The organism is Microvirga arsenatis, from assembly GCF_009910705.1.
In the GTDB taxonomy this organism is placed as follows: Bacteria; Pseudomonadota; Alphaproteobacteria; order Rhizobiales; family Beijerinckiaceae; genus Microvirga; species Microvirga arsenatis.
This window is the reverse complement of the sequence record NZ_JAAAXJ010000004.1, coordinates 388,015-399,468: the sequence shown is the minus strand read 5'-3', so window position 1 is coordinate 399,468 and position 11,454 is coordinate 388,015. Positions and strand designations below refer to the sequence as shown.

The 11,454-nt window shown below is 67.6% G+C and carries 12 protein-coding genes and 1 tRNA gene; 7 read left to right on the top strand and 6 right to left on the bottom strand.

Translation table 11 applies throughout. The features are described from left to right. Positions 1–9 precede the first annotated feature (9 nt). The gene (locus tag GR303_RS10745) at positions 10–891 is read left to right on the top strand and encodes an HpcH/HpaI aldolase/citrate lyase family protein (protein ID WP_161721946.1); all 882 of its coding nucleotides are present in this window, start codon (positions 10–12) and stop codon (positions 889–891) included. 17 nt (positions 892–908) lie between these two features. On the opposite strand, the gene GR303_RS10740 is transcribed toward GR303_RS10745, so the two are convergent. The 5 genes from GR303_RS10740 to GR303_RS10720 form a co-directional block, all read right to left on the bottom strand. After that, entirely contained in the window at positions 909–1,301 is a 393-nt protein-coding gene (locus GR303_RS10740) for a VOC family protein (RefSeq protein ID WP_161721947.1), read from the bottom strand. 18 nt (positions 1,302–1,319) lie between these two features. After that, positions 1,320–1,541, bottom strand: coding sequence for a Trm112 family protein (locus GR303_RS10735; protein ID WP_161721948.1), 222 nt, complete (start codon positions 1,539–1,541; stop codon positions 1,320–1,322). A gap of 12 nt (positions 1,542–1,553) precedes the next feature. Further along, complete coding sequence (locus GR303_RS10730; RefSeq protein ID WP_161721949.1) at positions 1,554–2,225, bottom strand: LON peptidase substrate-binding domain-containing protein; 672 nt, start codon at positions 2,223–2,225, stop codon at positions 1,554–1,556. A gap of 30 nt (positions 2,226–2,255) precedes the next feature. Further along, the gene (trxA, locus tag GR303_RS10725) at positions 2,256–3,152 is read right to left on the bottom strand and encodes a thioredoxin (protein WP_161721950.1); all 897 of its coding nucleotides are present in this window, start codon (positions 3,150–3,152) and stop codon (positions 2,256–2,258) included. A gap of 88 nt (positions 3,153–3,240) precedes the next feature. Continuing rightward, positions 3,241–3,780: a prolyl-tRNA synthetase associated domain-containing protein gene (locus GR303_RS10720; protein WP_161721951.1), complete on the bottom strand. Its 540-nt coding sequence runs from the start codon at positions 3,778–3,780 to the stop codon at positions 3,241–3,243. Positions 3,781–3,943: 163 nt separating this feature from the next. Here GR303_RS10720 and GR303_RS10715 point away from each other — a divergent pair. The 3 genes from GR303_RS10715 (at position 3,944) to GR303_RS10705 (ending at position 8,447) form a co-directional block, all read left to right on the top strand. Continuing rightward, positions 3,944–4,018: transfer RNA gene (locus GR303_RS10715), tRNA-Gly, on the top strand. 144 nt (positions 4,019–4,162) lie between these two features. Further along, a complete protein-coding gene (locus tag GR303_RS10710) occupies positions 4,163–6,559 on the top strand; it encodes a transketolase-like TK C-terminal-containing protein (RefSeq protein WP_161721952.1) in 2,397 nt (798 codons plus the stop codon). A gap of 106 nt (positions 6,560–6,665) precedes the next feature. Continuing rightward, complete coding sequence (locus tag GR303_RS10705) at positions 6,666–8,447, top strand: ABC transporter ATP-binding protein (protein WP_161721953.1); 1,782 nt, start codon at positions 6,666–6,668, stop codon at positions 8,445–8,447. Between the two features lie 10 nt (positions 8,448–8,457). Here the strand turns inward: GR303_RS10705 and GR303_RS10700 are convergent, their stop codons facing one another. Then, positions 8,458–9,180 (bottom strand): fused DSP-PTPase phosphatase/NAD kinase-like protein, encoded by a 723-nt coding sequence (locus GR303_RS10700; RefSeq protein ID WP_161721954.1) that lies wholly within the window; start codon positions 9,178–9,180, stop codon positions 8,458–8,460. A 278-nt stretch (positions 9,181–9,458) separates the two neighbouring features. Between GR303_RS10700 and GR303_RS10695 the strand changes: the two genes are divergently transcribed. From GR303_RS10695 to GR303_RS10685, 3 genes are all read left to right on the top strand, one after another. Continuing rightward, a complete protein-coding gene (locus GR303_RS10695; RefSeq protein WP_009490841.1) occupies positions 9,459–9,740 on the top strand; it encodes an acyl carrier protein in 282 nt (93 codons plus the stop codon). Between the two features lie 124 nt (positions 9,741–9,864). Then, entirely contained in the window at positions 9,865–10,326 is a 462-nt protein-coding gene (locus tag GR303_RS10690) for a 3-hydroxyacyl-ACP dehydratase FabZ family protein (RefSeq protein WP_161721955.1), read from the top strand. Further along, positions 10,326–11,450, top strand: coding sequence for a beta-ketoacyl-ACP synthase (locus GR303_RS10685; protein ID WP_161721956.1), 1,125 nt, complete (start codon positions 10,326–10,328; stop codon positions 11,448–11,450). The genes GR303_RS10690 and GR303_RS10685 overlap by 1 nt, the downstream gene beginning before the upstream one ends. Positions 11,451–11,454: the final 4 nt, after the last annotated feature.

Genomic DNA, 11,454 nt, shown 5'->3' with positions numbered 1-11,454 from the left:
GAGGACGCCATGACCGCCATCCGCCCGCGCCGCAGCGCGCTCTACATGCCGGGCTCCAATGCCAGGGCCATCGAGAAAGCGAAGACGCTGGCCGCCGACGTGGTGATCTTCGACCTCGAGGATGCGGTGGCGCCGGAGGCGAAGGGGGAGGCGCGCGAGCGGGTCTGCGCGGCGGTGCAGACCGGCGGCTATGGCAGGCGTGAGCTGGTGATTCGCGTCAACGCCCTCGACACGCCCTGGGGCGAGGCGGATCTCGCTGCGGCCGCTGCGGCGGCGCCCGATGCGATCCTCGTGCCGAAGGTGTCGTCTGCGGAGGCGCTCGTGGCGGTGGGCCGGCGGCTGCGCCACCTTGGCGCTCCGGAGCGCACCCGCGTCTGGGCGATGGTCGAGACGCCCCTTGCGATCCTCCAGGCGGAGCCGATCGCCAGAGCCGCACGGGATCCCGAGACACGCCTTGCCTGCCTCGTCATGGGCACGAACGACCTTGCCAAGGACACCCGCGCGCGCCTGCTGCCGGGGCGCGCCGCGATGCTCCCCTGGCTCATGACGGCCCTCGCCGCCGCGCGGGCGCATGGGATCGACATCCTCGACGGGGTCTACAACGCTCTCTCCGATGCGGAGGGGTTTCGCATCGAGTGCGAGCAGGGCCGGGATTGCGGCTTCGACGGCAAGACGCTCATCCATCCGGACCAGATCGCCGCCGCGAACGCGATCTTCGCGCCGTCAGCGGAGGAGGTCGCGAGCGCCCGCGCCATCGTGGCGGCCTTCGAGCAGCCGGAGAATCAGGGCAAAGGGGCGATCAATCTGGGCGGCCGCATGGTCGAGCGGCTCCATGCGGAGATGGCAATGCGCGTGCTGGCGCTGGCGGAGGCGATTGCCGCAAAGGCCTGATGTCGATTCGATCTGCATCAGCCAGGCGAGAGGAGCCGATTCGAGATTTCGACCATGTTGTCATCTGGATCGTAGAAATAGACGGACAGAATAGGTCCTGCTGCTCCCATGCGCTCAACGGGCCCATCGAAGATCTCGACGCCACATCCTTCAAGGTGGCGGACGACATCCGCAATGGGAACATCCGTGAGGAGGCAGAAATCGGCCGCTCCAGGCGTCGGCCTGCGGGCGAGCGGATCCACGCTCAATCCCACCTGCTGCAGGTTGATCTTCTGATCGCCGAAATGAAGGGCCCAGCGGCCTGACGGCATTTGCCGGGGCACCATTCCCAGGACACGGCTGTAGAAGGAGCAGGTCTGCTCCGCGTCGCGGACGACCAGGACGAAGTGATCGATGCTGCGCACCTTCATGGTTGAAGAGACCTCGCCTCAATCCTCCAGCGGCCGCGCCTCTTCCGGCAGCATGATCGGGATGCCGTCGCGGATGGGGTAGGCGAGCTTGGCGCGGCGGCTGATCAGCTCCTGGCGTGCCGCGTCGTATTCCAGCGTTTCCTTGGTGAGCGGGCAGACGAGCAGCTCCAGGAGCTTGGGGTCGATCCGCGTCGCTTCCACGGGCTGGGGGGTCTCGCTCTGGGTCGTGTCTGGCACCATCGTTGGGAATTCCTATTGCAGGGTCGAGTCGGAGCCGGCGCCGCCGCGGGCGAGCTCGATCTCGGTAAGCGCGATCAGCACCTCCGCCCGCGTCTTGAGATCCGGCGCCTCGAGCAGCGCCTGCTTCTCGCGGATGCCGAAGGGGCTCATCATGCACAGCGCGTTCACCAGGGCCTCGTTGGGCGCCTCCTCGATGCCGCGCCAGTCCACCTTCACGTGCACCGCCTCGACGAAATCGCGCAAGGCCTTCACCACGCCGGCCCGGTCGACCTCGTTCTCCCCGGCGCGGGCCGTGAAATCGGCCGCGAAGGGCTCGAAGGTGACGCGGCACTGCCGGAAGAGGTTGATCGGCGGCAGCTCCTCCTCGATGCGGAAGCGCGCAATGCCGATGAGCGTGATGAGATAGCGCCCGTCGCCGGTCTCGGCGAGCTGCGTGATGCGCCCGGCGCAGCCGACCTTGTAGAGCCTCGGCACGGTCGCATGCGCGTCATTGTCCGCATCGGGCTGCACCATGCCGATGATGCGGCTGCCTTTCAGCGCCTCGTCCACCATGGCCAGATAGCGCGGCTCGAAGATGTTGAGGGGCATCTGCCCGCGGGGAAGAAGCAGCGCGCCGGGAAGGGGAAAGACGGGAATGACCGACGGGCAATCCTCCGGCCCTCGGTATACCGCGTTCATTCCCATTCCGATCTCCCCAAACGTTTCAGGGCGGCCTCAAGCGAACAGGAGCGAGGAGAGCCTGCGCCGTCCTGCCAGGGTCATCTCGTCCATCGGGCCCCAGGCCTCGAAGAACTGGACGAGCTGCTTGCGCGCGCCGTCATCGTTCCAATTGCGGTCGCGGCGGACGATTTCAAGGAGGTGGTCGACCGCTTCTCCACGCCGCCCGCGGGCGTTGAGCCCGATGGCGAGATCGAAGCGGGCCTGGTGGTCTGCAGGATCGGCCTCCACCCGGCGCTGGAGCTCGGCGAGGTCGCCGAGAGAGCCCGCCTGCTCGGCAAGCTCGATGGCGGCCCGGGCCCCGGCCAGGGCCGGGTCATTGGCTTTCGCCTGGGGCGCCATGGCGAGGAAGCGCTTGGCGCCTTCCAGGTCGCCCACCTCCACGTGCAGCTTCACCAGGGCGGCGAGCGCCGTGACGTTCTCCGGGTCCTGCGACAGCACGGCGGCATAGAGTTCGGCGGCTCCGCCCATGTCCCCGGCAGCGGCCAGGCGGTCCGCCTCGGCGAGGACCTCCTCCGCCGCGCTGGGGCCGAGCGGGCCGACGAGGCGCTCGATGAAGCCCTTGATCTGGCTTTCCGGCAGGGCGCCCATGAAGCCGTCCACCGGCTGGCCGCGCACGAAGGCGAAGACGGCGGGGATCGACTGCACCCCGAGCTGGCCTGCGATCTGCGGATGCTCGTCGATGTTCATCTTCACCAGCTTCACCTTGCCGCCGGCCGCGCGCACGGCCTTCTCCAAGGCCGGCGTGAGCTGCTTGCACGGGCCGCACCAGGGTGCCCAGAAATCCACCAGCACCGGCTGCTGCATGGATTCGGCCAGCACGTCCTGGCGGAAGGCTGCGGTGGTGGTGTCCTTCACGAGATCGTCGGAGGGGGCGGGTTTGTCGGAGAGCATGCGATCCTCGATTCGTGGGAAGAACGTCTTAGCGCATCGTGCGGAAAATGGATCCCGAAAGCGGAATCCGCCGATTGCGTCCGATGCCTTAGATGGGAGCTTGGGCGCTGTCTGGCAATTCCGCCGGGGGTTCCGGCAGGCGCAGGATCGTGGGTTCGTGCCCGGTGGCCTGCAAGAACTTCAACAGATCCTCCCGGGAGACGCCCGTGGTCATGGAATTGACCAGCGGGTGGAAGTTCACCCGCTCATGTTCCATCAGGTTGGCATCGAGCACCATGGTCACCTTGCCGTCCGTGTCGTTCACCACCGCAAAGGCGGTGACGGAACCCGGCTCGACCCCGAGCAGCGCCCGCAGCTGGTCGGCGGAGCCGAAGGAGAGTCGGCCCGAGGCGCCGAGCGCCTCGTGGGCGCGCTTGAGGTCGATGGCGGTGTCGTGCTTGGCGGAGATCAGGAAGAAGCGGCCCTTCCTGTCCTTCACGAACAGGTTCTTGGTGTGGGCTCCCGGGATCAGCTCCTTGATGGCTTTCGATTCGGCCACCGTGAAGACGGGCTCGTGCTCCACCGTCTCGGCCTGGATGCCGAGCGACGACAGACGGTCCAAAAGCTCCTGCGGGGAGAGAGGGGCCAAGGCAGAACTCCAACGGAAACCTTCGAAAATCCTGCCCGGCTTCTAGCGACCGGATGAAGCAGGCTCAAGGGTCCGGCTGAAAAGATCGCCCGGACCCTCTTGCAAAGCGCGCCGTTTTGGGGCACATCAACGGCCTCGCAACGATGCTGCGGCATCGCGGAGCGCGGGTGTAGCTCAGGGGTAGAGCACAACCTTGCCAAGGTTGGGGTCGAGGGTTCGAATCCCTTCGCCCGCTCCAATCTCTCAGGATCTGAGAGTGCTTACGAAGGCCCGCCGGATGGCGGGCTTTTCGTTTTTCCACCTCCTGCGGCCGCTCCCAAGCCTTAGACCTCGCATCGGAAAAGCTTCCAGCATATATCTCGGCAAAACCGGGAGGAACCTTATGGCGGATCAACGGCACCTGAGCATCTTGAAGGAACTCGAGCGCAAGGTGCTCTGGCTCTCCACCTGGACGATCCACAACGCCAACCACCTGCGCCCCAACGGGGACGGGCTCAAGATCGGCGGACACCAGGCCTCCTCCGCCTCCCTCTCCACGATCCTGACGGCCCTCTACTTCTCGGTGCTGCGGCCGGAGGACCGGGTGGCGGTGAAGCCCCATGCCAGCCCGATCTACCATGCGATCCAGTACCTCTTCGGCCGGCAGACGCGGGACAAGCTCGAGAACTTCCGCGGCTACAAGGGCGCGCAGTCCTATCCCTCCCGCACCAAGGACATCGACGACGTGGACTTCTCCACCGGCTCGGTGGGCCTCGGCGTCGCCCAGACGCTGTTCGCCAGCCTCGTGCAGGACTACGTCAAGGCGCATGGCTGGGCCAAGGACAAGCCCGAGGGCCGCATGATCTCCCTCGTGGGCGATGCGGAGATGGACGAGGGCAACATCTTCGAGGCCCTGCTCGAGGGCTGGAAGCACGGCATCCGCAATACCTGGTGGATCATCGACTACAACCGCCAGAGCCTCGATGCCGTCATCCGGGAAGGCCTGTGGGAGCGCTTCGAGGCGCTCTTCCGCAATTTCGGCTGGGACGTGGTGGTGCTCAAGCACGGCTCGCTCATGAAGCAAGCCTTTGCCGAGCCCGGCGGCGAGAAGCTTCGCGACTGGATCGATTCCTGCCCCAACCAGCTCTATTCCGCCCTGACCTACCAGGGAGGAGCGGCTTGGAGAAAGCGCCTCCTCGACGATCTCGGCGACCAGGGACCGGTGACCCGCCTCATCGAGAAGCGCTCGGATGAGGAACTGGCCGCGCTCATGACCAATCTCGGCGGCCACGACCTGCCGAGCCTGCTCGATGCCTTCGAAAAGGCGCGGGAGCACGACCGGCCGGTCTGCTTCCTGGCCTACACCATCAAGGGCTTCGGGCTGCCGCTCGCCGGCCACAAGGACAACCATTCCGGCATGCTGACGCCCTCCCAGATGGAGGCCTGGCAGAGGACTCAAGGGGTGCGGCCGGGGCACGAATGGGACAAGTTCGAAGGCCTTAAGGTTCCGCAGGCCGAGATCGAGCGTTTCCTGGCCGCGGTGCCGTTCGTCCAGAAGGGCACCCGCCGCTATTCCGCGCCGCCCGTGCCGGTGCCGGAAAAGCTTGCCTTCCCGGCCAATCCGGCCATGTCGACCCAGCAGGGTTTCGGGCTCATCCTCAACGAGCTCGCCCGTTCCGATCACCCGCTCGCCTCCCGCGTCGTCACCACGGCGCCGGACGTGACCGTCTCCACCAATCTCGGCGCCTGGGTGAACCGGCGCGGGCTCTATGCCCGAGAGAGCCTGGTCGACACCTTCAAGAAGGAGCGGATTCCCTCCACCTACAACTGGGAATTCTCCCCGTCCGGCCAGCATATCGAGCTCGGCATCGCCGAGATGAACCTGTTCATCGTGCTCTCGGCCTTAGGGTTGTCGCACTCCCTCTTCGGCGAGCGGATCCTGCCCATCGGCACCCTCTACGATCCGTTCATCTATCGCGGCGCCGATGCGCTCAACTATGCCTGCTACCAGGACGCCCGCTTCATGATCGTCGCCACGCCCTCGGGCGTGACGCTGGCGCCGGAGGGCGGCGCGCATCAATCCATCGGCACGCCCCTGGTGGGCATGGCGCAGGACGGGCTCGCCTCCTTCGAACCGGCCTTCGTGGACGAACTCGCCGTCATCATGCGCTGGGCCTTCGATTACATGCAGAAGAGCGGGGAGGGGGAGCCGAACGAGAGGACCTGGCTGCGCGACGAGACCGGCGGCTCGGTCTATCTTCGCCTCTCCACCCGCACCCTCGAGCAGCCGCAGCGCGAAATGACAGCAGAGCTGGCCGACGACATCATGGCCGGCGCCTACTGGCTGCGGAAGCCCGGGCCGAACGCCCAGGTCGTCGTTGCCTATACCGGTGCGGTGGCGCCCGAGGCGATCGAGGCGGTGGGGCTGATGGCCGAGGACCGGCGCGATGTCGGGCTCTTGGCCATCACGTCGGCCGACCGGCTCAATGCGGGCTGGACGGCGGCCCAGCGCGCCCGCGAGCGCGGCCTCGTCCACGCCCGTTCCCATGTGGAGCGGCTTCTCGCCGAGGTGCCGGCCCATTGCGGGCTCGTGACGGTGATCGACGGCCATCCGGCGACGCTCGCCTGGATGGGCTCCGTGATGGGCCACCGCACCCGCTCGCTGGGCGTGGAGCATTTCGGCCAGACAGGGACGATCCGCGACCTCTACCGGCATTTCGGCATCGACGCCCAGGGCATCATCGCCGCCGCCGAGATGATCGCGCCGGGCCGGCCGATCCGGCACCTGCGGGCCGTCTGAAGGGTGCGATTCCTCGTCGCTTCGCGCGGGAGGCCCGGCTCGGGGTTTGCGGAGCGACGGTTCACATGCTAACCGCAAGCCTTCGGACAAGAGTTTCATAGAGCCCATGGCGCGCAAGAGCCTCCTGCGAGGCGACACCCTTCCCCTGATCGGCCGCCTGTGGCGCGACTGGATGCGCCCGCACAGGAAGACGCTCGGCCTCGTGCTGCTGCTGGTGGCCCTGGTCTCGGGGGCGACGGGCCTCTATCCGGTGCTGATCAAGGCGGCCTTCGACGCCTTCGACGCCAAGGACGCCCATGCGATCATGCTGGCGCCGCTCTTCGTGATCGCCGTCACCTCGGTGAAGGGCTTTTCCCTGCTCGCGCTCACGATCCTCACCAACAAGGTGGTGACGCGCATCGAAGCCGACATGCAGACGGCCCTCTACGGGCACATGATCGAGGCCGACCTCGCCCAGATCGGGCGTGAGAGCCCGGCGGCGCTCACCCAGCGCTTCACCACGGACTTCGCCTTCATCCGGGAGGCCCTCACCCGCCTCTCGACCGTGTTCCTGCGCGAGATCACCACCATCATCGCCCTGGTTGCCGCGATGCTCTGGATCGACCCGGTCCTGACCCTGGTGGCGGCCGTCGTCGCGCCCTTCTTCGCCTATCCTGTGGAAAAGATCGGCCGCAAGCTGCGCCGGGTGGCGGCCTCCACCCAGGAGCAGACGGGGCTGATGGCGAGCCTCATCACCGAGAGCCTCGCCGGCACCCGCATCGCCAAGACCTACCGGCTCGAGAGCTACCTCAAGGGCCGGGCGGCCAAGACCTTCGACGATGTGCGCGACCTGAAGATGAAGGCCGCGAACGCCCGCGGGCGAATGGATCCCCTGCTCGAGACCGGCGGCGGCGTCGCGGTGGCCATCGTGCTGATGCTGATCGGCCAGCGGATTCTCTCCGGCAGCAGCACGGTCGGCGACTTCACGGGCTTCGTCAGCGCCCTCGTCATGGCGGCGCAGCCCATCCGGGCGCTTGGAAACCTCAATGCCATCGTGCAGGAGGCCGCAGCCGCCCTGCAGCGCACCTTCGACGTGATGGACGAGGCCCCCCGGATCCAGGACCGGCCCGGCGCCCGGCCGCTCCAGCTGGCGGGCGGGGAGATCCGCTTCTCGAACCTGTCCTTCTCCTATACCGGGGACGCCGCGGCCCTCAGCCATGTGGACCTCGTTGCGGAGGCGGGCCAGACGACCGCCCTCGTGGGCCGTTCGGGCTCGGGCAAGTCCACCCTGCTCTCCCTCGTGCCGCGTCTTTACGATGTCACCGGGGGAGCCGTGCTGATCGACGGCCAGGATGTCCGGGACGTGTCCCTGGCGAGCCTGCGCGGGTCCATCGCGGTGGTGAGCCAGGACGTGATCCTCTTCGACGACACGGTGCGGGCGAACATCGCCTTCGGCCGGCCGCAGGCGACCGAGGAGGAGATCCTGGAGGCGGCCAAGGCAGCCGCCGCCCACGACTTCATCATGCGGCTCCCGGAGGGCTACGACACCGTGGTCGGCCCCGGCGGCGGGCGCCTGTCCGGCGGCGAGCGCCAGCGCATCTCGCTCGCCCGCGCCTTCCTGAAGGACGCGCCGATCCTGCTCCTGGACGAGGCCACGAGCGCCCTCGATTCCGAGTCCGAGCGCCTGGTCCAGGACGCCATCCGGCGGCTCATGAAGGGGCGCACCACCCTCGTCATCGCCCATCGGCTCTCCACCGTGCGCAATGCGGAGAAGATCGTGGTGATGGAGGGCGGGCGCATCGCGGAGACGGGCTCCCACGAAACCCTGATCGCCCGGGCGGGCGCCTATGCCCGCCTGCACCGGCTCCAGCTCTCCGACGACAGCGAGCCGAGCCTGGCCGCTTCCTGAGGCACGGCGGCTATTCCCGCCGCATGATCCTGTCGACGAGGAGATGGGACCAGAAGCCGGGGCGGAAGCTCCGCTCCAGGGCCTCGGCGTCGTACTGCGTCTCGATCCAGGTGAGGAACGGGATGCCCCGGGCCTCGCCCTCCCGGCGGTAGAGGTCGAAGAAGGCGTCGAGGATGCCGGTCTTCGAGAAGCGGAAATGGCCGTAGCGCATCGACAATTGCCGCTGGGCCTCGTCGATGGACTTCCCCTCGTAGACGATGAGATAGAGGGCGGCGACGAAGCCGGCCCGGTCCGCGCCCGACTTGCAGTGCAGGACCGCCGGATACTCGATGGTGTCGAAGAAGTCCTTGGCCGAGAGCAGGGTCTCCCGGTCCGGCGCGCCGCGGGAGCGGACGACGAACTCCACCAGGTGGATGCCGAGCCGCTCGCAGGTTTCCTTCTGGAGCTGCCAGGAGCCGTGCTCCCGGCCGCCGCGCAGGTTGATGATGGTGCGGATCCCCTCCGCCTTCAGGGCGGCGATCTGGTGAGGGGCCGGCTGGGCCGAACGCCAGAGCCGGTCGGTGACCTGGTGCTTGTTGAGGTAGAAGAGGCGGAACAGCCCGTGATCGGCGACGAGCATGTGGGCCCAGGCGCGCAGGCGCCCGGCCACGCCCTCGACGGGCCGGTCCCAGCGGGCGATCCGCGCCATGCGCCGGGCATAGCGGATTTCAGGCTTGAGGAACCTGTTGAACACGTCGATCCAGCAATCTGTCTCAATGTAAGATCATTCGGATGCGCTCCGAAGGCGGCCCTTATCGGCGATGGCGGCCGATTAATCAATCGTTTGCGCCTCCGGCGGTTGCCCCCGGCCGGGGGAGAGGACGAAACCAATCGGTTGCCGGTCTGCCGCCTGTCGTGTAAGGGGTGCCGTTCGACACAACCCTCCTTGACGAAAAGAGCGGCTGGACACCGGGCTTTAACGCTTGCCGGCGCTGTATCGTTGAGACCCAGCATATTCAGGAGAACGGCGTCATGTCGTCCACCTTCGAGACCGTCGCCGGCATCATTTCAGAGACGGCCGACATCCCGCGCGAGCAGATCACGCCCGAGAGCCACGCCATCGAGGATCTGGGCATCGACTCGCTCGCCTTCCTCGACATCGCGTTCGCCATCGACAAGGCCTTCGGGATCAAGCTGCCCCTGGAGCAGTGGACCCAGGAGGTGAACGAGGGCAAGGCCCCGGCCGAGGAATACTTCGTCCTGAAGAACCTCGTGGCGCGCATCGACGCGCTGGTGGCCGCCAAGCAGGCCTGATCGAACGATATGTCCCGGCGGGCCGGCCGAACGGGCCGGCTCGAAGAGGCGATCCATCAAGCGCCCCGCCTCATGGATTCTCTTCCCATTGAACCCGCCGGGAGCGATAGGGTACGGAATCCGGATGCGCCTCGAATATTTTGAAATGATCGACCGGGTGACGAGCCTCGACCGCGAGACCAAGCGGATCGAGGTCTCCTCCGTCGTCCCGCAGGAAAGCCCCGTCTTCGAAGGGCATTTCCCCGGCCATCCCCTGGTGCCCGGCGTCCTTCTCACCGAAACCATGGCCCAGGCCTCCGGCTATCTGGTGCTCGGCCTCATGGGCTTCACCCACATGCCGTTCCTGATGGGCGTCGATAAGGCGCGCTTTCGCACCTTCGTGGGACCGGGTACGGTGCTCGCCGTCACGGCGCAGCTGGAGCACGAGGGCTCGGGCTATGCGGTGACCAAGGCCAGGATCACGGCCGAGGGCAAGCCGATCTGCGATGCGGAGCTGCGCTTCCGGATCATGCCCTTTCCCGAAGGCATGGACGGCCTGATGCGCGCGCAAGCCCGGCGCATCGGCCTCCTGGAGGAGAGCGTTTGATGCGGGACGTCGTCATCACGGGGATCGGGATCGTCTCCTGCGCCGGAGAGGGCCTGGAGACGCATCTGGCGGCGCTCGCCGGCGGGGCGGCGCCCAGGACCGACACGGCCGCCTTCGAGCCTTTCCCGGTCCATCCGGCAACCCCGCTGGAATGGGACCGGCAGATCCCCAAGAAATCCGACCAGCGGCAGATGGAGCCCTGGCAGAAGCTGGGCTGCTATGCGGCGGGCCTTGCCCTCGACGCGGCCGGCGCCAAGGATGATGCGGCCTTGAAGGGCCGCATGCAGCTCATCGTCTCCGCCGGCGGCGGCGAGCGCGACTATGCCGTCGACGGGGGGATCCTCACCGGGCTCCGCAAGGCCGACAACCCGGGCGTCTTCCTCAACGAGCGCCTGATGAGCGACCTGCGACCGACCCTCTTTCTCGCGCAGCTTTCGAACCTGCTCGCCGGCAACATCTCCATCGTCCACGGGGTCACGGGCGCCTCGCGCACCTTCATGGGCGAGGAATCGAGCGGCGTGGACGCGATCCGCATCGCCCGCGAACGCATCGCCTCGGGGCAGGACGACATCTTCCTGGTGGGCGGCGCCTACAACGCCGAGCGGCCCGACGTGCTCCTGATCTACGAGATGGGCGGCTTCCTTTGGAAGCAGCCCTACCGTCCCGTCTGGAAACGCGGGCCCGAGGGCGGCGGCATGATCCTGGGCAGCGGAGCCTGCTTCCTGGTGCTGGAATCCCGCGAGCACGCCGCCTCGCGCGGGGCGAAGCCTCTGGCCGCCATCGCCGGCGTCGCCTCCGACCGCAGCCGCCGCAAGGCCGGCAGCGTCGAGGGCGCGCTTCACGGCCTGTCGCGGCAGCTCGGGGCCAAGCCCGACCTGGTGCTGTCGGGCGCCACGGGCGTCAAGGGCATCACGGAGGAGGAGCAGGCGGCCCTGAAGGACATCGCGCCTGGCGCGACGATTCACGCAACCGGCGATCTCGTCGGCCACACCATGGAAGCCCAGGCTCACACCGGCGTCGCGCTGGCGGCGGGTCTTGTCGCGCAGGGCGGAGCGAACGAGGCCCTCGTCACCTCCATCGGGCACTGGCGCGGCGAGGGCGCCATCCGGATCACCAGAGCTTGAGGGA

What these genes read in the sequence shown, in the direction of transcription:
- GR303_RS10745 (WP_161721946.1), top strand. Translation starts at nt 10, where the DNA reads ATGACCGCCATCCGCCCGCGCCGCAGCGCGCTCTACATGCCGGGCTCC.
- GR303_RS10740 (WP_161721947.1), bottom strand. Translation starts at nt 1,301, where the DNA reads ATGAAGGTGCGCAGCATCGATCACTTCGTCCTGGTCGTCCGCGACGCG.
- GR303_RS10735 (WP_161721948.1), bottom strand. Translation starts at nt 1,541, where the DNA reads ATGGTGCCAGACACGACCCAGAGCGAGACCCCCCAGCCCGTGGAAGCG.
- GR303_RS10730 (WP_161721949.1), bottom strand. Translation starts at nt 2,225, where the DNA reads ATGGGAATGAACGCGGTATACCGAGGGCCGGAGGATTGCCCGTCGGTC.
- trxA (WP_161721950.1), bottom strand. Translation starts at nt 3,152, where the DNA reads ATGCTCTCCGACAAACCCGCCCCCTCCGACGATCTCGTGAAGGACACC.
- GR303_RS10710 (WP_161721952.1), top strand. Translation starts at nt 4,163, where the DNA reads ATGGCGGATCAACGGCACCTGAGCATCTTGAAGGAACTCGAGCGCAAG.
- GR303_RS10705 (WP_161721953.1), top strand. Translation starts at nt 6,666, where the DNA reads ATGGCGCGCAAGAGCCTCCTGCGAGGCGACACCCTTCCCCTGATCGGC.
- GR303_RS10695 (WP_009490841.1), top strand. Translation starts at nt 9,459, where the DNA reads ATGTCGTCCACCTTCGAGACCGTCGCCGGCATCATTTCAGAGACGGCC.
- GR303_RS10690 (WP_161721955.1), top strand. Translation starts at nt 9,865, where the DNA reads ATGCGCCTCGAATATTTTGAAATGATCGACCGGGTGACGAGCCTCGAC.
- GR303_RS10685 (WP_161721956.1), top strand. Translation starts at nt 10,326, where the DNA reads ATGCGGGACGTCGTCATCACGGGGATCGGGATCGTCTCCTGCGCCGGA.